This is a genomic window from Methylobacterium sp. Leaf111, assembly GCF_001423285.1.
In the GTDB taxonomy this organism is placed as follows: Bacteria; Pseudomonadota; Alphaproteobacteria; order Rhizobiales; family Beijerinckiaceae; genus Methylobacterium.
Genome location: NZ_LMNE01000015.1, coordinates 41,784 through 60,562 on the forward strand (window position 1 = coordinate 41,784; position 18,779 = coordinate 60,562).

The window sequence follows — 18,779 nt, forward strand, 5'->3', positions numbered from 1 at the left end:
GCGGGACACCGCACCTCAGGGGGTGAGCGTACGGCCGTCGCGCTGAGGCTTCAGATGGAAATCGGGGCGGATGGTTTCAAGCATCCGCCCCGAGGCTCGACCCAGACCTGACGAGACCCGCGCGGGGCCTCAGGCGCTGACGCTGGCCGGGGCTTCCTTGTTGCGGTCGCCATGGATGTAGAGCGGCCGGGCCTTGCCCTCGACCACCTCGGGGCCGATCACGACCTGCTCGACGGACTCGAGGCCCGGCAGGTCGTACATCGTCTCCAGGAGGATGGTCTCCAGGATGGAGCGCAGGCCGCGGGCGCCGGTCTTCCGCTCGATCGCCTTGCGGGCGACCATGGAGAGGGCCTCCTCCTGGAAGGTCAGGTCGACATTCTCCATCTCGAACAGGCGCTGGTACTGCTTGACCAGGGCGTTCTTCGGCTCCTGCAGGATGCGCTTCAGGGCGGTCTCGTCGAGGTCCTCCAGGGTCGCCAGCACGGGCAGGCGGCCGACGAACTCGGGGATGAGGCCGAACTTCAGCAGGTCCTCGGGCTCCACGTTGCGGAAGATCTCGCCGGTGCGGCGGTCGTCCGGGGCCTGAACGGTCGCGCCGAAGCCGATCGAGGTCCCCTTGCCGCGGGCCGAGATGATCCGCTCGAGGCCCGCGAAGGCGCCGCCGCAGATGAACAGGATGTTGGTGGTGTCGACCTGCAGGAATTCCTGCTGCGGGTGCTTGCGGCCGCCCTGCGGAGGCACGGAGGCGACGGTGCCTTCCATGATCTTCAGCAGCGCCTGCTGCACGCCCTCGCCCGAGACGTCGCGGGTGATCGACGGGTTGTCCGACTTGCGCGAGATCTTGTCGATCTCGTCGATGTAGACGATGCCGCGCTGCGCCCGCTCGACGTTGTAGTCGGAGGCCTGGAGCAGCTTCAGGATGATGTTCTCGACGTCCTCGCCGACGTAGCCGGCCTCCGTCAGGGTCGTGGCGTCCGCCATGGTGAACGGCACGTCGAGGATGCGGGCCAGGGTCTGGGCCAGCAGCGTCTTGCCCGAGCCGGTCGGCCCGATCAGCATGATGTTCGACTTCGCCAGCTCGACGTCGTTGTGCTTCGAGGCGTGGGCGAGGCGCTTGTAGTGGTTGTGGACCGCGACCGAGAGGACCTTCTTCGCGAAATCCTGACCGATGACGTAGTCATCGAGGACGCGGCGGATTTCCTTCGGGGTCGGCACCCCATCGCGCGACTTCACCAGGGAGGATTTCGACTCCTCGCGGATGATGTCCATGCACAGTTCGACACACTCGTCGCAGATGAACACCGTCGGGCCCGCGATCAGCTTGCGGACCTCGTGCTGGCTCTTGCCGCAAAACGAGCAGTACAGCGTGCTCTTCGAGTCGTTGCCGCCAGTCTTGCTCATATCGGTCTCCGTTCGCGGGCATGGCGCCGGTCCGGGGCGCACACGCATCCTTCGAATTTAATGGCGTCCGCCTAAAGAAACAGTCACCTGCGCGCATCTGCCGACTTCGATCAGACTGGCGATGCAAGCACGCGACCGCGACGGGATCAAGGCAGGCGCCCAAAAAGCGCCCCGCCTCGAAACGACGCGCCGGGTCGGACGGCCCGGCGGTCCCGGTCGAGCTTACGCGGCGACGGGCTCCGGCCGCTTCTGGATCACCTCGTCGATGAGCCCGAACTCCTTGGCGGCATCGGCCGTCATGAAGTTGTCGCGCTCCAGTGCCTGGACGATGGTGTCGTAGTCGCGGCCGGTGTGCTTCACGTAGATCTCGTTGAGGCGCTTCTTGAGGGCCTCGATCTCGCGGGCATGGATCAGGATGTCGGTGGCCTGGCCCTGGAAGCCACCGGAGGGCTGGTGGACCATGATCCGGGCATTCGGCAGGGCAAAGCGGTGGCCGGGCTCGCCGGCGGTGAGCAGCAGCGAGCCCATCGACGCGGCCTGGCCGACGCAGAGCGTGGTCACGGGGCAGCGGATGAACTGCATGGTGTCGTAGATCGACAGGCCGGAGGTCACGACGCCGCCCGGCGAGTTGATGTAGAAGGAGATTTCCTTCTTGGGGTTCTCGGCCTCGAGGAACAGCAGCTGCGCGACGATCAGCGATGCGCCGTAATCCTCGACCGGGCCGGTCAGGAAGATGATGCGCTCGCGAAGCAGGCGCGAGTAGATGTCGAAGGCACGCTCACCGCGGCTCGACTGCTCGACCACCATGGGCACGAGCGCGCTGTTATAATAGTCGACCGGATCTCTCATCATCACGTGCCCCAGCTACAAGGGGTCCGGCCGCGCCGCGAATCGGGCGCGCACCGGACGTTTCAGCGAACTACGGCGATGGTGAACATCGCCTTACTCTCGAGCCCGCCGCCCTCGTGGGAGCAGCCGGGCTCAATCGGCCTTGGCGACGGCGGGCAGGCCCTCGTCGGTTCCGGTCGAGGCGGACGCGTCGGTCGCGCTCTTCGTCTCGGACTGGCCCTCGGCACCCGCCTCGGCGTCGTCCTCGTCGGCGAACAGCGCCTCTTTCGAGACCGGCTCCTCGGTGAGCGTCACCTGCGCGAGCACGTGGTCGACGACCTTCTCCTCGAAGATCGGCGCACGGAGCTCGGCGAGCGCCTGGGCGTTCTTGCGGTAGAAGTCCCAGACCTGCTGCTCCTGTCCGGGATACTGCCGCACCCGGGCGATCAGCGCCTGGTTCACCTCGTCGTCCGAGACCTTGATATCGGCCGTCTCACCGACCTGTGCAAGCACCAAGCCGAGGCGGACGCGACGCTCGGCGATTTTGCGGTACTCGGCGGTCGCCTTCTCCTCGGTGGTGCCCTCGTCCTCGAAGGTCTTCTCGCGGGACTTCAGGTCCTGCTCGACCTGGGCCCAGACGGCGGCGAATTCCTGGTGGACGAGGCTCGGGGGCAGCTCGAAGGCGTACTTCGTGTCGAGGGCGTCGAGCAGGTCCTTCTTGAGCTTGCGGCGGGACTGCGCCTCGAAGTCGCTGCCGATGGCGGTGGAGACCGCCTCCTTGAGCTTCTCGAGGGACTCCATGCCGAAGGTCTTGGCGAGCTCGTCGTCGATCTTGGTCTCGCCCGGGGCCTGGATCGCCGTGACGGTCACGTCGAACTCGGCATCCTTGCCGGCGAGGTGGGCGGCGCCGTAGGCCTCCGGGAAGGTCGACTTCACGACGCGCTTGTCACCGACCTTGGCGCCGACGAGCTGCTCCTCGAAGCCGGGGATGAACGAGCCGGAGCCGAGCTCCAGGTCGATGCCCCCGCCCGTGCCGCCCTCGAACTCGGTGCCGTCGATGCGGCCGACGAAGTCGATGGTGACGCGGTCGCCGGTCTCGGCGGCGGCCCCCTCCTCGCGGGGGGCGAAGGCGCGGTTGGAGGAGGCCATGCGGGTGATGGCCTCGTCGACCTCCGCGTCGGAGGGCTTGGCCACCTGCTTCGTCAGGCTGACGTCGGACAGGTCGACGAGCTCGAAGGTGGGCAGCACCTCGAGGGCGACGTTGAACGAGACGTCGTCCTTGGCGTCGAGGGCGCGCTCGACGATCGACTGCTCGCCGGGGAACTCAATCTTGGGCTCGAGGGCAAGCTTGAGGTTGTTCTCCGTGACGATCTTCTGGTTCGCCTCGTTGACGGCGTTCTGCAGCACGTCGGCCATGACCGAGCGGCCGTAGAGCTTGCGCAGATGCGCGACCGGCACCTTGCCGGGACGGAAGCCCTTGATCTGGGCCTTGTCCTTGAGGGTCGACAGCTCGCTGGTCAGGCGCTCCTCGAGCTCGTTCGCAGCGAGCAGGACCTGAAACTCGCGCTTCAGTCCCTGGGAGAGTGTCTCGGTCACCTGCATGGTCGTCTTTCCGCTGTCGTCCGTGTGATCGCGCAAATTCGGTTGGTCCCTCGCGGCCCGCTCCTGCGGGCCCCACGAGGTCGGCGCCGGAACGATGCGCCGCCGGGGGCCGGCTTCGTGCAGCGGGCCGGCCGGCCATCGCACTGAGCCAATCCGTTCCCGATGGCGATGGACTGGTGCGGGCGGAGGGGCTCGAACCCCCACGTCTTGCGACACTGGAACCTAAATCCAGCGCGTCTACCAGTTCCGCCACGCCCGCAAGCGCCAACGCCCGGCGCGCTTTCCGCCGCCAGAGCGGGGTCCTATAGCACGCGCGCCACGGGCCGCAGCAAAAAAATCGGGGCCTGCCGCCGATCGCTCCCGGCATCGGCGACCGCCGCCGGGGGGCGATTTGGCGTCCGCCGAATCCCCATTCTACAAGCGCTGCCCGGACCGCGATCACCGCCTGGACGCGCGCCGCGCCCTGCCCTCCCCCGATGCCGAGGTTTCATGCCGAACACCCGATCGCTCGTGCCGAACGATCCCGTCTCGGCCTCGCGCCGCGCCCTGCTGGGCGGCGTCGCGGCCCTGGCCCTGCTGCCCCGCGGCGCCCGTGCGCAGGGGACGAAGGCGCCGTCCGCCCCGGCTGCTTCCGTGCCCGCCCCGGCCGCTGCGGGCCCCGCCCGCACCCTGACGGCGGCCCCCGGCACCCTGCGCCTGAAACCCGAGCCGGCCGCCGCGACGCCGGTCTGGTCGTTCGACGGCCAGGCCGCGCCGCCCGTGGTGCGGATCCGGCTCGGCGAGACGGCGCGGCTGAAGGTCGAGAACAGGACGGACAAGCCGCTCAGCCTGCACTGGCACGGGGTGCGCAACCAGAATCCCATGGACGGCGTCGGCGGCGTCACCCAGGCGCCGATCGCCCCGGGCGCCGACTTCACCTACGCGTTCGTGCCGCCGGATGCCGGCACCTTCCTGATTCGTCCGCTGGTGGTCGGCGGCTCGAGCGAGCCCTCGGGCCGGGGCCTCGCCGGCGCCCTGGTGGTCGAGGAGGCCACGCCCCTGGCCGTGGACCAGGACCTGACCCTGCTGATGCAGGACTGGCGGCTCGACGACGCGACGACCCTGCTGCCCTTCGGCCAGCCGCTCGTCGCGGCGAGCTCGGGGCGCCTCGGCAGCCTCGTCACGCTGAACGGCGTGCCGGTGCCGGCCCCGATCACGGCCCGCCCGGGCAGCCGCCTGCGCCTGCGCCTCGGCAACGTCTGCAACGCCCGCGGCACCCGCATCCGCTTCGACGGCGTGAAGGTCTACGTGCTGGCGGTCGACGGCCAGCCCACCGACACCTTCGAGCCCCTGCGCGCCACCCTGCCCTTCCCGCCCGGCACCCGTTACGACCTCATGCTCGACATGCCCACCGAGGCCGGCGCCAAGGGCGCGATCACGGCGCTGATCGGCAACGGCATCGCGCTCGCGACCCTCTCGACCACGGCGGAAGCCGCCGCACCGCCGCGACCGCCGATCGCCAAGATCGGCGACAATCCCCTGCTGCCGGCCGAGGTGAAGCTGCAGAACGCGGTCCGGCGCGACATCACCCTCACGGGGGGCGCCCGCCTCGACAAGGACAAGCCCGCCGCCGAGCCGGTCTATACCGGCGACCCGTCCCGGGTCTGGTCGGTGAACGGCGCCCCCGGCACGGCCGGGATGGCGCCGCTCTTCTCGGTCAAGCGCGGCCAGGTGGTGGTGCTGGCGATCCGGAACGAGACCGCCTTCCCGCAGTCGCTGCACCTGCACGGCCACGTCTTCCGGCTGCTCCACCCCCTCGACGACGGCTGGGAGCCCTACTGGCTCGACACCTTCCAGCTTCTCGAAGGCCGCACGGCGCGGATCGCCTTCAAGGCGGACAATCCGGGGCGCTGGCTCATCAGCGCCACGGTGCTGGAGCGGTTCGACACCGGGCTGTGGACCCTGTTCGAGGTCAGCTAGGCCCCGAGCAGCGCGCGGAGAACCTCGGGCATCCTCTCCGGCAGGTCCTCGGCGATCAGGCCCGGCCCTTGGCGCAGACCCGCATCGCCGTGGAGCCAGACCGCCGCGGCCGCCGCCTCGAACGGGTCCATCCCCTGGGCCAGGAGCCCGGCGACGAGGCCGGCCAGGACGTCGCCGGCGCCGGCGGTGCCGAGATAGGGCGTGCCGTGATCGTTGATGGCGGCCCGTCCATCGGGGGCGGCGACGACCGTGTCGGCGCCCTTGAGGACCACGACGGCGCCGGCCAGGGCAGCGGCGCGGCGGGCGCGCGTCAGCTTGTCCGCCTCCGGATCGACCGCGTCCGTACCCTCGAACAAGCGGGCGAACTCGCCCTCGTGCGGCGTCAGCACCGCGGCGGACCCGCCATCGGAGAGGTGGGCCCCCAGGAGGGCGGCCTGCCCCGTGAAGCTCGTCAGGGCGTCGGCGTCGAGGACGAGGGTGCGCCCCGCCGCGGCCGCCACCGCCACGAGATCGCGGGTGGCCGCGCCGATTCCGAGGCCCGGGCCGGCCAGGACCACGTTGAGGCGCTCGTCCACGAGGAGGTCGTCGAGGTCGTCGGCGCTGTCGCAGGCGCGCAGCATGATGGCGGTGCAGTGGGCGGCGTTCTCCGCCAGGGCCGCGCTCGGCGAGACCAGGGTGACGAGGCCGGCGCCCACGCGCAGCGCGGCGCGGGCCGCCATCCGGGCCGCCCCCGTGCGATAGGCGGGGCCGGAGAGGACGAGGGCGTGCCCGCGCGTGTACTTGTGGCTCGCGGCACTCAGCCGCGGGAAGGCCGCCTCCCAGAGGCCCGGGCCGTTGCGCCAGGACGGCGCGTCTCCGGCCAGGCCCGCCTCCAGCGCGTCCGCGCCGGTCCCGATCTCGGCCACCCGCAGGGTGCCGCAATGGCTCCGTCCGGGCTGGAGCAGGTGTCCGGGCTTCAGGGCCACGAAGGTGACGGTCTCGGTCGCCAGCACCGCGACGCCGCGCACGGCGCCGGTGTCGCCGTCGATCCCGCTGGGCACGTCGACGGCGAGGACGGGGCAAACGGCCTGCCCGAGCCGGTTCACCAGGGCGGCGACGTCCCCCTCGAGATCGCGTGCGAGACCTGCGCCGAACAGGGCGTCGACGACGAGGCCGTAGGCCGAGAGATCGCCGACCGCCGAAAGCGCGAGCACGGGTCCAATCCAGGCCTTCGCCGCCTCGGCCGCATCGCCGGGCAACGCTGCGGGCGGCACCAGCCCGGCAAGGTCGACCGGATGGCCGGCCTCGACGAGGCGGCGGGCCGCCACGTAGCCGTCGCCGCCGTTGTTGCCCGGTCCGCACAGGACGAGGATGCGCGCACCCGCCCCGGCCAGCACGCGGGCCCGCTCCGCCACGGCGGCCCCGGCCCGCTCCATCAGGTCGAGGCCGGGGGTTCCGGCCGTTATCGCGGCTGCATCGACCCGGCGCATCGCCTCGACGTTGAGCAGATGCAGGGTGGTCATGGGGGATTCCTTCTGGAATGCGTGCCGGGATGTCTGCCGGCTGCTCGTCTGGGGCTCATGAAACGGCCTAAGGCCCGCCATCCGCTCAAACGATTTGCGGCACCTGCATGTTTGTTGTGCAGTTTTCCGCCCTCACCGAACAAATCGGCGTGGCGAAGGCGGGACGGCGATGATACCAACGATGGATCAAGAAGCATCGAGGTCAGGCCCGCCCGGCATGAAGAAGATCGAAGCGATCATCAAGCCTTTCAAACTGGACGAGGTGAAGGAAGCTCTGCAGGAGGTCGGCCTCCAGGGCATCACCGTGATCGAGGCGAAGGGTTTCGGACGCCAGAAGGGCCACACCGAACTCTATCGCGGGGCCGAGTACGTGGTCGACTTCCTGCCCAAGGTGAAGCTCGAGATCGTCCTGTCGGATGCCCTCGTGGAGGGCGCCGTCGAGGCGATCCGCAAGTCGGCCCAGACCGGGCGCATCGGCGACGGCAAGATCTTCGTTTCGACCATCGAGGAAGCCATCCGCATCCGCACCGGCGAGACCGGAACCGACGCGATCTGAGGCCTCGGGTCCCCGACCCGGACGCCCGGCGAAAGACTCCGCCCCGTGGACGATCGACGGGAAGGCCTCGCGCGGACACCCCCTCGGCCTGGATCCGGCCTCGTTCCCGGAGAGGCGCCCCGGAGGTCCCGCCGCACCGCTCGGCGCGCTCCGATTCTCCCCCGCCATGCGGACAGACGCGCGCGGCGTCACGGACATCCGATCCCATCAGGGCTCTCCGACCTGCCAAGACGGCCGAAAGGCGGATCTAAGTTTCTGTTTTTGCGTCTGTTCTCGCGGCGGCCCGGTGCCGAGCGCCGAGAAATTGCGCTGGCCCGGACGCTCCACCTGCGCTAAACGCTCGACGCCCAAGACGCTACACGCCCGCGACGCTCGACGGCTAAGACCCTTCCGCTCTGCGGCGCGCCGGCGCACGCTGCGGCAAAACCACGGCCGCAACGGGCCGAGACATGAAGGAGACCCCCAAGGATGGCCAAGACAGCAGCCGACGTCCTGAAGGAAATCAAGGACAACGACGTCAAGTACGTCGACCTTCGGTTCACCGATCCGCGCGGTAAGTGGCAGCACGTCACGTTCGACGTCTCGCTGATCGACGACGAGATGTTCTCCGAAGGCACGATGTTCGACGGCTCGTCGATCGCCGGCTGGAAGGCCATCAACGAATCCGACATGCTGCTGATGCCGGACCCGGCCACCGCCTGCATGGATCCGTTCTTCTCGGCCTCGACCATGTCGATCGTCTGCGACGTGCTCGAGCCCTCCACCGGCGCGCCCTACAGCCGCGACCCGCGCGGCACCGCCAAGCTGGCTGAGGCCTTCCTGAAGTCCACCGGCATCGGCGACACCATCTATGTCGGTCCCGAGGCCGAGTTCTTCGTGTTCGACGACGTGAAGTTCGGCTCCGACCCGTACCACACCGGCTTCCAGCTCGATTCGACCGAGCTGCCGACCAACGGCTTCACCGACTACGAGGGCGGCAACCTCGGCCACCGCGTCGCCACCAAGGGCGGCTACTTCCCGGTGCCGCCGCAGGATTCGGCGCAGGACATGCGCGGCGAGATGCTGGCCGCCATGCAGTCCATGGGCGTGAAGGTCGAGAAGCACCACCACGAGGTGGCGTCCGCCCAGCACGAACTGGGCATGAAGTTCGACACCCTGACGCTCCTCGCCGACCACATGCAGATCTACAAGTACTGCATCCACCAGGTCGCCCAGAGCTACGGCAAGACCGCGACGTTCATGCCGAAGCCCGTCTACGGCGACAACGGCTCGGGCATGCACGTGCACCAGTCGATCTGGAAGGACGGCAAGCCGCTCTTCGCCGGCGACAAGTACGCCGACCTCTCGCAGGAGTGCCTCTGGTACATCGGCGGCATCATCAAGCACGCCAAGGCGCTGAACGCCTTCACCAACCCGTCGACCAATTCCTACAAGCGCCTGGTGCCCGGCTACGAGGCCCCCGTGCTGCTCGCCTACTCGGCGCGCAACCGCTCGGCCTCCTGCCGCATTCCGTGGACGACGAACCCGAAGGCCAAGCGCGTCGAGGTCCGCTTCCCCGACCCGATGGCGAACCCCTACCTCGCCTTCTCGGCCCTGCTGATGGCCGGCCTCGACGGCATCATCAACAAGATCGATCCGGGCGCGGCCATGGACAAGGATCTCTACGACCTGCCTCCGCGCGAGCTGAAGAAGATCCCCACCGTCTGCGGCTCGCTCCGTGAGGCCCTGCAGAACCTCGACCGCGACCGCGCCTTCCTCAAGGCCGGCAACGTCTTCACCGACGACCAGATCGACTCCTTCATCGAGCTGAAGATGACGGAGGTCATGCGCTACGAGATGACCCCGCACCCGGTCGAGTTCACGATGTACTACTCGCTCTGAGAGCGACCGAGCCGGGCCGCGCGCCCGGCTCACCGGATGACGGCGCAACGCCGGGGCCTCGCGCGGGGCTCCGGCGTTGTGCGTTTCCGACGACCTGCGGAATCCCGACTGTGGGTCGCGGCAGGCCCCGAAGGCGGAACCATGACCCCGCCAGCGGGCTTGCCGCCCCGACGTGAGGGCCGGGACCGGGATGCAAACGGACGACCAGCTTCAGCGATCCCGGCGGGGCGACCGCTTGGAGCGTACCAACGCCCTGGTGCAGACCCTCGCGATCCTCGCGGCCGGCGCATGGGCGGTCTACACCTTCATCTACGAGGCCCGGATCAAGCCGGCCCTGGAGCCGCCCGCCGTCTCGGTGACCACGAGCCTCGTGCGGGCCGGCGAGCGCGACCGGCACGTCGCCATCCGCTCCACGGTGACGCGCAAGAACGTCGGCCAGACCGGCGTGCGCGTACTCGGCCTCGTCTACAACGTCACGGGGGTACGGGTGCGCTTCGATGCGTCCTCCAGCGGCAAGCCCGAGGACGGGCAGGCGTCGGCGGATCGCACACGGACGGCGCGCGCCTACGACTTCGCGGGTTCCGGCGAGGCGATCCTGCGCGAGGGCCGGCTGTTCGCCGGCGCCACCGCGGCAGGGGGCGAGCCCTCCGATCTGAATCCCGGCGAGTCGGTCTCGCGCGACCTCATCGTCTATGCCGACCGCGACCGCTTCGACTTCGTCCGCTTCGAGGTCAGCCTCGCCTACACCAAGGGCGACGAGCCCCCGGTGCTCCTGACCTTCGAGACCGCCCCGAACGGGACCCTTGCGTTGAAACCCGACGCGGATTGCCGGGCGGACCCGCGGACCTGCGATCGGCTCAAGACCACGGATTTCGGCACGGAATTCTCGCTCTGGTAAGGGCACGCGACACGGCGACATCGATTCAGCGACGAAGACGGATGCCTCGACGAATCGAACGCCCTGACGTGCCCGACGCCTCGTCACGCAATCTTGCGCACGATATTTCCGCGCACCACCACCCGAAATCGGACTTTCCCCGCGCCTTGGCGTAAGCAGGCTGCAAAGGCCTCCGCAATCGCGAGACGGCCTGCACGATCGTGCGAGGAGTGAAACGCCATGCGGATGTCCCACCGCGCCGCCGCCCTGAGCGCCGGCCTGTTCCTCGCGGCCCTGGCCGCGCCCGTGACCGCCTGGGCCGCCGCGGGCGACGATGCGGCCGAGCGCGACGCGCGCTGGAAGGATCTGCAGCAATCGATCTTCGGAAACCGCCCGGTGGAGACCGCCAAGCCGCTGGTGCGGATGGACCTGCCGGACCGTGCCAACGACGCCTCCCTGGTGCCCCTGACCCTGACGATCGCCGACAAGGACCGGATCAAGGGCCTCTACCTCGTCATCGACGACAATCCGGCGCCGCTGGCCGCGCACTTCACCTTCGGCCCCGCCGCCGATCCGGAGGAGCTGAAGCTGCGCGTCCGGGTCAACACCTACACCAACGTCCACGCGGTCGCGGAGACCAAGGACGGCGCGCTCGTGCAGACCACCCAGTTCGTGAAGGCCTCCGGCGGCTGCTCGGCGCCCATGGGGATGACCGACGAGGAGGCGATGAAGGGCATGGGCGACATGCGCCTGAAATTCGCCGATTCAGCCCCGGGCAAGCCCATCGCCGCGACCCTGATGATCCGCCATCCGAACTTCACCGGCCTGCAGATGAATCAGGTCAGCCGCGAGTACACGCCCGCGCGCTACATCAACCGGATCAGCGTCACCTACGGCGGCAAGAACGTCTTCGTCATGGAGGGCGACATCTCGATCTCGGCCAACCCGGTCATCAACTTCGCCATGCTGCCCGAGGGCAAGGGCCCGGTCACGGTGGTGACGCAGGACAACCAGGGCGGACGCTGGGAGCACAGCTTCGATGCACCGGTCGCCAGCAACTGAGCGCCTCCGCCGCGCCGCGGCCGCCTTCCTGGTGGCTTGCCTGGCCGCCACGGTTCTGACCGCCGCGTCCCCGGCGGACTCGCCGGTCGACGTGCCCGAGCCCGCCGGCCTGTGGGAGGGCGCGCTCCAGGGTTACACCCCCAAGACCCTGGCGGGCGCCACGGTCTTGGACGGGCCTCAACTCGACGCCCTGATCGCGGGCGGGTCGGTCGTGCTGATCGACGTGTCCGAGGCCGGCCCGACGCCGCCGAACCAGCCGGCCGGACGCCTGTGGCGGCCGATCCACCGGGCCATCCCGGACAGTACCTGGCTGCCGGGGGCCGGGTCCGGGACCCTCACCCCTCCGGAACAGACCGCGCTCGCCGACCGGATTGCGGCCCTGACGCAGGGGGACCGCGGCCGGGCGATCGTCACCTACTGCCACCCGGATTGCTGGGGCAGCTGGAACCTCGGCAAGCGCCTGATCGGGCTCGGCTACCGGAACGTCCACTGGTATCCCGAGGGAATCGAGGGCTGGCAGGAGCGCCACGACACGGCGGCGATCCACCCCGACGAAACCTGGACGCGACGCGCCCAGGACGGCGCCGGGCCCTGAGGCCCGATTCACATCCAAGCCGAGGCAAGCCCTTCCATGCTGTACCGCCGCTCGCTCCTCGCCGTCCTGGCGCTCGCGCCCCTCGCCCTGTCTGGGCCGGCCGCCGCCGAAACGGTGCCCTTCACGCCCGAGGCCTTCGCGGCCGCGCAGAAGGCGGGCAAGCCAATCCTCATCGAGGTCAGCGCGCCCTGGTGCCCGATCTGCAAGACCCAGAAGCCGATCCTGGCCAAGCTCGCCGAGCAGCCCCGGTTCAAGGACCTCGTCATCTTCGACGTCGACTTCGACACCCGCAAGGACGTGCTGCGACAGTTCAACGCCCGCATGCAAAGCACCCTGATCGCCTTCAAGGGCGAGACCGAGACCGGCCGCTCGGTGGGCGAGACCCAGCCCGAGTGGATCGAGGGCCTCGTCGAGAAGACGCTTTAGGACGCTCCGATGGGCGCGAGCCTGGGACTGGCCTTCCTCGCCGGCCTGCTGTCGGTGCTCTCACCCTGCGTGCTGCCGCTGCTGCCGCTGGTCCTCGGCGCCGCCGCCTCCGAGCACCGGTTCGGGCCCCTGGCGCTCGCCGGGGGTCTTGCCCTCTCCTTCGTGGCGATCGGCCTGTTCGTGGCCACGATCGGCTTCGGCCTGGGGCTCGACACCGGGATCTTCCGGACGGGCGCCGCCATCCTGATGATCCTGCTCGGCCTCGTGCTGATGCTGCCGGCGGCGCAGACCCGCCTCGCCGTCGCCGCCGGTCCGCTGAGCAACTGGACCGAGGCACGCTTCGGCGGGCTCGCCACCGCCGGCCTCTCGGGGCAGTTCGGTGTCGGCCTCCTCCTCGGCGCGGTCTGGAGCCCCTGCGTCGGACCGACCCTCGGGGCGGCCTCGCTCCTCGCCTCCCAGGGGCGCGACCTCGGCGCCGTCGCCCTCACCATGGTTCTGTTCGGCCTTGGCGCCGCCCTGCCCCTCTGCATCCTCGGCACCCTGTCCCGCGCCACCCTGGTGGGCTGGCGCGAGCGGATGATGGGCCTCGGCAAGGGCCTCAAGATCGCCCTCGGCCTCATCCTCGTGGTGACGGGACTCGCGATCGTGCTCGGCGTCGACAAGGCGCTGGAAACGCGCCTCGTCGACGCCTCGCCCGACTGGCTCACGCGGCTGACGACGCGGTTCTGACGGCGGAGCCCGCCGGGCGGTGGGCTTGGAGCGCGCCGGCACCCCGGCGTATCCAGGAACGGCATCCCCGGAGGTCCTCCCATGTCCCTCGTCGTCCCCGTCATTCTCGGCTCCGTCCGCTCCGACCGGCAGGGCCTGCGCGCTGCCCGCTTCGCCATCGGTGAACTGGAGCGCCGCGGCATCGAGGCGCCCCTGGTGGACCCGGCCGAGCTGAAGCTCCCCCTCCTCGACCGGATGTACAAGGAATACCCGAAGGGAGAGGCCCCGGCCGTCCTCGAAGACCTGGCGACGCTCTACCGGCGCGCGGACGCCTTCCTGGTCGTCTCGGCCGAGTACAACCATGCGATCCCGCCCGCCCTCTCGAACACCCTCGACCACTTCCTGGAGGAGTATTCCTGGCGGCCCTCCGGCATCGTCTGCTACTCGGCCGGACAGTACGGCGGCGTGCGGGCGGCGATGCAGCTCCGAGCGATGATGGCCGAGCTCGGCGCCTCGAGCATCCCCTCGCTCCTACCGATCCCCCGCATCGGCAAGGCCCTGGACGAAGCCGGGGCAGCCCAGGACGAGTGGCTGCCGAAGGCCGCCAAGCGCTTCCTCGACGAGTTGGTCTGGTACGCCGAGGCCTTGCGGGCGCAGCGGGCGAAGGGAACGCCCTACTGAGAGGCATCGTGATCCGGGCTGGCGCGAGGCTTGCCCTCGGGTTGGGACCGATCCCTCGCGCCGAGCGCCCTTCATGTCCGAGACCACCACGGAACTTCGCACGCTCCTCGCCAACCTCGTGCGGGCCGCCCTCATGTCGGACGACCGGGCCAGCGCCCTCTGGCGCGAGGCCGCCCGGCAGGGTCAGGCGAAGCTGGCCGCGGCCCCCGCCCGAACCGAGGGCCTGACCATCGAGGGCTTCTGGACCCAGGGCGTGCGCGAGGCCGAGGCCCCGGAATATCGCGAGGCCGAGGGACAGGTGGAATTCGGCTTCCCGGCCCTGTGCCCGTTCACCCTGGCCGAACTCGTTGCGCCCGGCTTCGACGTCGATGCGGCGGTCGAGCGCCTGCGCAAGTCGGCTGCCACCGGCTGAACCATGTTGAGGGCCGGGCCCGCGCCGTTGCCGGGGCGGGGTCCAGCGCCCATGTTACGGAGCAGACGTCGGGGTGCGCTCCCGCCCCCCGGCGAGACACGTCCTCTTCGCGTATGGCTTCGCGCCCACGCAGCGAGCCGGATCCCTTGGCAAAACGCATCCATCCCAATCCCGGCGCCGCCGGCCTTCCCTCCCGGGAGCAGATCCTCGCCTTCATCGCCGCCTCCACCGAGACGGTCGGCAAGCGCGAGATCGCGGCGGCCTTCAACATCAAGGGCGCCGACCGGATCGGCCTCAAACGCATCCTGAAGGAGATCGAGGAGGACGGCGCCATCGCCCGCGGGCGCGGCGGGCTCGCGCCCTCCGGCCGCCTGCCGCCGGTGGTGCTCGCCGACATCACCGCCCGGGACCGCGACGGCGAGTTCCTGGCGAGCCCCGCCGAGTGGGACGTCGGCAACGGCGCCACCCCGAAGATCACCGTCGCCACGCCCCGCGGCGGCAAGCGCCCAGGCCAGCCGGCGCCGGGCATCGGCGACCGGGTGCTGCTGCGCGTTGAGGCCAGCACCGGCGAGCCGGGCCGTTACACCGGCCGCGTCATCAAGGTGCTGGGCAAGAGCAAGTCGGACATCATCGGCGTCTTCCGCGCCGGCCCCGAGGGCGGGCGGATCATCCCCGTCGAGAAGCGGGCACAGGGCCGGGAAGTCGCGATTCCCGCCGGCGAAGAGGGGGACGCCCGCGACGGCGACCTCGTCAGCGTCACCCTTCAGCGCGAGAGCCGCTTCGGCTTGGCCCAGGGCCGGGTGCGCGAGCGCCTCGGGTCGCTGGGCTCGGAGAAGGCCGTCAGCCTCATCGCGCTGCACCTTCACCACATCCCGCACGTCTTCGCCGCCGCCACCCTGGCGGAGGCCGACGCCGTGGTACCGGTGGGGCTCGCGGGCCGCGAGGATTGGCGCACCGAACCGCTGCTCACCATCGACCCGCCGGACGCCAAGGACCACGACGACGCCGTGATGGCGACGTCGGATCCCGACCCGGCCAACGCGGGCGGGTTCGTCGTCACCGTGGCGATCGCCGACGTCGCCGCCTACGTGCGTCCGGGCTCGGCCCTCGACCGCGAGGCTTTGGTGCGCGGCAACTCGGTCTATTTCCCGGACCGCGTCGTGCCGATGCTGCCCGAGCGCATCTCCAACGACCTCTGCTCCCTGCGGGAGGCCGAGGACCGGCCGGCGCTGGCCGTCCGCATGGTGATCGCCGCCGACGGCACGAAGCGCCGGCACAGTTTTCACCGGGTGATGATGCGGTCGCGGGCCAAGCTCAGCTACGCCCAGGCCCAGGCCGCCATCGACGGCTTCGCCGACGACGTCACCGCCCCCCTCCTCAAGCCCGTGCTGCGACCCCTCTGGGAGGCCTACGCCGCCCTGCGCGAGGCCCGCGACGCCCGCGGACCGCTGGCCCTCGACCTGCCCGAGCGCAAAGTGCTGCTCGACGCGGACGGGGCGGTCGACCGCGTGGTGGTCCCGGCCCGCCTCGATGCGCACCGCCTCATCGAGGAGTTCATGATCCAGGCCAACGTCGCGGCCGCCGAAACCCTCGAGCAGGCGCGCCAACCCCTGATCTACCGGGTGCACGACGAGCCGGCCCTCGAGAAAATGCGGGCCCTCGGCGAGGTCCTGGCCTCCATCGGCATCAAGCTGCCGAAGGAAGGCATCCTGCGCCCGGCCCTGTTCAACCGCATCCTCGCCACCGTGGCGGAGACCGAGCACGCCATCTTCGTCAACGAGGTCGTCCTGCGTTCGCAGGCCCAGGCGGTCTACGCCGCGCAGAACCTCGGCCATTTCGGCCTCAACCTCCGGCGCTACGCCCACTTTACCTCGCCGATCCGGCGCTACGCCGACCTGATCGTCCACCGGGCCCTGATCTCCGCCTGCCGCCTCGGCTCGGACGGCCTGTCCTCCGAGATGTCCGTTGCGGCCCTCGACCAGATCGGCGAGCAGATCTCGGCCGCCGAGCGGCGGGCCATGGCGGCCGAGCGGGAAACCATCGACCGTCTCATCGCCCATCACCTCGCCGACCGGGTCGGCGCGACCTTCACCGGCCAGATCTCCGGCGTCACACGGTCCGGCCTCTTCATCAAGCTCGACGAGACCGGGGCCGACGGCTTCGTGCCGATCTCCACCATCGGGGCCGACTATTACCGGCACGACGAGGCCAAGCACGCCCTGGTCGGCGAACGCTCGGGCGAGACCCATCGCCTGGGCGACCGGGTCGAGGTCCGCCTGGTGGAGGCGGCCGCGGTGGCGGGGGCCCTGCGCTTCGAACTGCTCTCGGAGGGACGGGCTCGGCCGGAACGCAATGCGCGCCCCGGGCCGAACCGCTCGGTCCGCAAGCCCGGCGCGTCCGGCCGGCCGCCCGGCATCCGCAACACCGGGTCGCGCCATCGCGGCTCGCGCCGTTGAGGGGAAGGGTCTAGGCTGGGCGCAACGCGAGGAGCCGAGATGACGGACACGATCGAACCGGTCCATGGCGAACGCACACCGCTGGTGCGATCGCTGGCGCGTGGCTTCATCGGCCGCTGCCCGCATTGCGGCGAAGGCCGGATCTTCGGCCGCTTCCTCAAGGTCCGGCCGCATTGCGACGTCTGCGACCTCGAACTGGCGCATCACCGGGCCGACGACCTGCCGCCCTACATCGTCATCTTCATCGTCGGCCACATCGTCGGGTACTTCCTCCTCGAGACCGAGACGAACTACGACGTGCCCCTCTGGTTTCAGCTGACATTCTGGCCCCTCGTGACCCTGCTCGCGTCGCTGGCGCTGCTGCAGCCGGTGAAGGGCGCGGTGGTCGGGCTTCAATATGCGCTTGGCATGCACGGCTTCGCCACGCTACCGGTGCCGGGGACGGTGACGGGGCCGCAGGGCGAGGAGAGGCCGCATGGACCAGGCGACGGGCGTGCGGTCGACCGAGCCGCCGGATTCGGGCCCGCCTGAGGCGCAGGCCCGCAAGGCGGGCCTGCGACCGCGCAACGCCGCGACCCTGATCCTCCTCGACCGGAGCAAGCGCGCGCCGCGGATCCTGATGGGGCGCCGCCATGCCGGCCTCGCCTTCATGCCCGGCAAGTTCGTGTTTCCCGGTGGCCGGATCGAACCGGGCGACCGACACATGCCGGTGGCCGGCGCGCTGCCGGCGCGCAGCCACGACGCCCTCGCGGTGAAGGTCGCCCGCGGCGGCGAGGGGCTCGGCCGCGGGCTCGCCCTCGCGGCGATCCGCGAGACCTACGAGGAGACCGGTCTCCTGCTCGGAACGCGCGACTACGGCCCCCCCGACACCGCCCCCGCCGGAACCTGGACCGCCTTTCGCGAGGCCGCCGTGCTACCGGATCTCGAGGCCCTGCACTTCGTCGCCCGGGCGATCACCCCTCCGGGCCGGCCGCGCCGGTTCGACACGCGCTTCTTCGCGGCGGACCGGAGCGCCATCGCGCAAGAGATCCCCGGCGTCGTCTCGCCCGACTCGGAGCTTGTGGAACTCGCCTGGGTGAGCTTCGCGGAGGCGCGCGCCCTCGATCTGCCCCGCATCACTCGGGTCGTCCTCCACGACCTCGAAGCGCAGGCCAAGGGCGGCTTCGCGCCCTACCGGACGATCCCGTATTACTACGAGCGGAACGGCAAGCGTCAGCGTGAAACCCTATAGACGGAACCGCTTTCCTCTCGACGCCGTTGATGAACAACAGATCGTGAGGAAGGGAACCGGACAATGTTGAAGGGCGGATTGCTTTGGCTGATCGGTATCCCGATCCCCATAATCCTGCTGATCTACTTTTTCACGTCTTGGTTGCGTTAGCAACACGAAGTCGATGAACGTCGAAAGCCCGCCCTGGATTTCACCGGGGCGGGCTTTTTGTTGAGTTTGGTTGCGGGGACAGGATTTGAACCTGTGACCTTCAGGTTATGAGCCNATCGCCTGGGCGGGGCTCAGGCCCTGGGGAAGCGGCACCAGCCAGGTTAGCAACACGAAGTCGATGAACGTCGAAAGCCCGCCCTGGATTTCACCGGGGCGGGCTTTTTGTTGAGTTTGGTTGCGGGGACAGGATTTGAACCTGTGACCTTCAGGTTATGAGCCTGACGAGCTACCGGGCTGCTCCACCCCGCGCCAACGTTTGATCGTTTGAGAGGGAACGGCTCATTGGTGAGCTGTCTTGTTCTGTGCAGGTCTGGCGGCGACCGACTCTCCCGTGTCTTGAGACACAGTACCATGGGCGCTGGTGCGTTTAACGGCCGAGTTCGAGATGGGAT

The 18,779-nt window shown here is 69.8% G+C and carries 17 protein-coding genes, 2 tRNA genes and 1 rRNA gene; 13 read left to right on the forward strand and 7 right to left on the reverse strand.

Annotated features, from left to right (window positions below; all coding sequences use genetic code 11):
* Window positions 1–129: 129 nt before the first annotated feature.
* The 4 genes from clpX to ASF41_RS11330 form a co-directional block, all read right to left on the reverse strand.
* Entirely contained in the window at window positions 130–1,401 is a 1,272-nt protein-coding gene (gene clpX / locus ASF41_RS11315) for an ATP-dependent Clp protease ATP-binding subunit ClpX (RefSeq protein ID WP_055955375.1), read from the reverse strand.
* Between the two features lie 222 nt (window positions 1,402–1,623).
* The gene (locus ASF41_RS11320) at window positions 1,624–2,250 is read right to left on the reverse strand and encodes an ATP-dependent Clp protease proteolytic subunit (RefSeq protein ID WP_055955505.1); all 627 of its coding nucleotides are present in this window, start codon (window positions 2,248–2,250) and stop codon (window positions 1,624–1,626) included.
* 132 nt (window positions 2,251–2,382) lie between these two features.
* On the reverse strand, window positions 2,383–3,831 hold the full coding sequence (gene tig / locus ASF41_RS11325) for a trigger factor (RefSeq protein WP_056493312.1): 1,449 nt from the start codon (window positions 3,829–3,831) through the stop codon (window positions 2,383–2,385).
* Window positions 3,832–4,005: 174 nt separating this feature from the next.
* Window positions 4,006–4,090: transfer RNA gene (locus ASF41_RS11330), tRNA-Leu, on the reverse strand.
* 230 nt (window positions 4,091–4,320) lie between these two features.
* Between ASF41_RS11330 and ASF41_RS11335 the strand changes: the two genes are divergently transcribed.
* The gene (locus ASF41_RS11335) at window positions 4,321–5,790 is read left to right on the forward strand and encodes a multicopper oxidase family protein (protein WP_056493291.1); all 1,470 of its coding nucleotides are present in this window, start codon (window positions 4,321–4,323) and stop codon (window positions 5,788–5,790) included.
* Here ASF41_RS11335 and ASF41_RS11340 read toward each other — a convergent pair.
* Window positions 5,787–7,292, reverse strand: a complete 1,506-nt coding sequence (locus ASF41_RS11340; RefSeq protein WP_056493294.1) for a bifunctional ADP-dependent NAD(P)H-hydrate dehydratase/NAD(P)H-hydrate epimerase — start codon at window positions 7,290–7,292, stop codon at window positions 5,787–5,789. The two genes, ASF41_RS11335 and ASF41_RS11340, sit on opposite strands and share 4 nt — an antisense overlap.
* A gap of 217 nt (window positions 7,293–7,509) precedes the next feature.
* On the opposite strand from ASF41_RS11340, the gene ASF41_RS11345 reads away from it, so the two are divergent.
* The 12 genes from ASF41_RS11345 to ASF41_RS11400 all read left to right on the forward strand — a co-directional run bounded on the left by ASF41_RS11345 (window position 7,510) and on the right by ASF41_RS11400 (window position 18,177).
* The gene (locus ASF41_RS11345) at window positions 7,510–7,848 is read left to right on the forward strand and encodes a P-II family nitrogen regulator (protein WP_003600526.1); all 339 of its coding nucleotides are present in this window, start codon (window positions 7,510–7,512) and stop codon (window positions 7,846–7,848) included.
* Between the two features lie 468 nt (window positions 7,849–8,316).
* Entirely contained in the window at window positions 8,317–9,729 is a 1,413-nt protein-coding gene (glnA, locus tag ASF41_RS11350) for a type I glutamate--ammonia ligase (protein ID WP_056216753.1), read from the forward strand.
* 235 nt (window positions 9,730–9,964) lie between these two features.
* Window positions 9,965–10,627: a hypothetical protein gene (locus tag ASF41_RS11355; RefSeq protein WP_244479627.1), complete on the forward strand. Its 663-nt coding sequence runs from the start codon at window positions 9,965–9,967 to the stop codon at window positions 10,625–10,627.
* 225 nt (window positions 10,628–10,852) lie between these two features.
* Window positions 10,853–11,668 (forward strand): quinoprotein dehydrogenase-associated SoxYZ-like carrier, encoded by an 816-nt coding sequence (locus tag ASF41_RS11360; protein WP_056493315.1) that lies wholly within the window; start codon window positions 10,853–10,855, stop codon window positions 11,666–11,668.
* On the forward strand, window positions 11,646–12,263 hold the full coding sequence (locus tag ASF41_RS11365) for a rhodanese-like domain-containing protein (RefSeq protein ID WP_082504294.1): 618 nt from the start codon (window positions 11,646–11,648) through the stop codon (window positions 12,261–12,263). The genes ASF41_RS11360 and ASF41_RS11365 overlap by 23 nt, the downstream gene beginning before the upstream one ends.
* 36 nt (window positions 12,264–12,299) lie before the next feature.
* Window positions 12,300–12,689: a thioredoxin family protein gene (locus ASF41_RS11370; RefSeq protein WP_056382561.1), complete on the forward strand. Its 390-nt coding sequence runs from the start codon at window positions 12,300–12,302 to the stop codon at window positions 12,687–12,689.
* A 9-nt stretch (window positions 12,690–12,698) separates the two neighbouring features.
* Window positions 12,699–13,418, forward strand: coding sequence for a cytochrome c biogenesis CcdA family protein (locus ASF41_RS11375; RefSeq protein WP_056382563.1), 720 nt, complete (start codon window positions 12,699–12,701; stop codon window positions 13,416–13,418).
* Window positions 13,419–13,499: 81 nt separating this feature from the next.
* A complete protein-coding gene (locus ASF41_RS11380) occupies window positions 13,500–14,078 on the forward strand; it encodes an NADPH-dependent FMN reductase (RefSeq protein ID WP_056493300.1) in 579 nt (192 codons plus the stop codon).
* 73 nt (window positions 14,079–14,151) lie between these two features.
* Window positions 14,152–14,490, forward strand: a complete 339-nt coding sequence (locus ASF41_RS11385; RefSeq protein WP_056350564.1) for a hypothetical protein — start codon at window positions 14,152–14,154, stop codon at window positions 14,488–14,490.
* A 146-nt stretch (window positions 14,491–14,636) separates the two neighbouring features.
* A complete protein-coding gene (rnr, locus tag ASF41_RS11390) occupies window positions 14,637–16,946 on the forward strand; it encodes a ribonuclease R (RefSeq protein WP_056493303.1) in 2,310 nt (769 codons plus the stop codon).
* 39 nt (window positions 16,947–16,985) lie between these two features.
* Complete coding sequence (locus tag ASF41_RS11395; RefSeq protein ID WP_056269960.1) at window positions 16,986–17,477, forward strand: DUF983 domain-containing protein; 492 nt, start codon at window positions 16,986–16,988, stop codon at window positions 17,475–17,477.
* On the forward strand, window positions 17,422–18,177 hold the full coding sequence (locus ASF41_RS11400; protein ID WP_056216735.1) for an NUDIX hydrolase: 756 nt from the start codon (window positions 17,422–17,424) through the stop codon (window positions 18,175–18,177). The genes ASF41_RS11395 and ASF41_RS11400 overlap by 56 nt, the downstream gene beginning before the upstream one ends.
* A 382-nt stretch (window positions 18,178–18,559) precedes the next feature.
* Here ASF41_RS11400 and ASF41_RS11405 read toward each other — a convergent pair.
* Window positions 18,560–18,636 (reverse strand) — tRNA-Met (locus ASF41_RS11405).
* Window positions 18,637–18,695: 59 nt separating this feature from the next.
* Window positions 18,696–18,779: ribosomal RNA gene (gene rrf, locus ASF41_RS11410) — 5S ribosomal RNA — on the reverse strand; the annotation flags it as partial.

Excerpts from the sequence above, each read along its gene's own strand:
- clpX (WP_055955375.1), bottom strand. The coding sequence starts at position 1,401 with ATGAGCAAGACTGGCGGCAACGACTCGAAGAGCACGCTGTACTGCTCG.
- ASF41_RS11320 (WP_055955505.1), bottom strand. The coding sequence starts at position 2,250 with ATGAGAGATCCGGTCGACTATTATAACAGCGCGCTCGTGCCCATGGTG.
- tig (WP_056493312.1), bottom strand. The coding sequence starts at position 3,831 with ATGCAGGTGACCGAGACACTCTCCCAGGGACTGAAGCGCGAGTTTCAG.
- ASF41_RS11335 (WP_056493291.1), top strand. The coding sequence starts at position 4,321 with ATGCCGAACACCCGATCGCTCGTGCCGAACGATCCCGTCTCGGCCTCG.
- ASF41_RS11340 (WP_056493294.1), bottom strand. The coding sequence starts at position 7,292 with ATGACCACCCTGCATCTGCTCAACGTCGAGGCGATGCGCCGGGTCGAT.
- ASF41_RS11345 (WP_003600526.1), top strand. The coding sequence starts at position 7,510 with ATGAAGAAGATCGAAGCGATCATCAAGCCTTTCAAACTGGACGAGGTG.
- glnA (WP_056216753.1), top strand. The coding sequence starts at position 8,317 with ATGGCCAAGACAGCAGCCGACGTCCTGAAGGAAATCAAGGACAACGAC.
- ASF41_RS11360 (WP_056493315.1), top strand. The coding sequence starts at position 10,853 with ATGTCCCACCGCGCCGCCGCCCTGAGCGCCGGCCTGTTCCTCGCGGCC.
- ASF41_RS11365 (WP_082504294.1), top strand. The coding sequence starts at position 11,646 with ATGCACCGGTCGCCAGCAACTGAGCGCCTCCGCCGCGCCGCGGCCGCC.
- ASF41_RS11370 (WP_056382561.1), top strand. The coding sequence starts at position 12,300 with ATGCTGTACCGCCGCTCGCTCCTCGCCGTCCTGGCGCTCGCGCCCCTC.
- ASF41_RS11375 (WP_056382563.1), top strand. The coding sequence starts at position 12,699 with ATGGGCGCGAGCCTGGGACTGGCCTTCCTCGCCGGCCTGCTGTCGGTG.
- ASF41_RS11380 (WP_056493300.1), top strand. The coding sequence starts at position 13,500 with ATGTCCCTCGTCGTCCCCGTCATTCTCGGCTCCGTCCGCTCCGACCGG.
- ASF41_RS11385 (WP_056350564.1), top strand. The coding sequence starts at position 14,152 with ATGTCCGAGACCACCACGGAACTTCGCACGCTCCTCGCCAACCTCGTG.
- ASF41_RS11395 (WP_056269960.1), top strand. The coding sequence starts at position 16,986 with ATGACGGACACGATCGAACCGGTCCATGGCGAACGCACACCGCTGGTG.
- ASF41_RS11400 (WP_056216735.1), top strand. The coding sequence starts at position 17,422 with ATGGACCAGGCGACGGGCGTGCGGTCGACCGAGCCGCCGGATTCGGGC.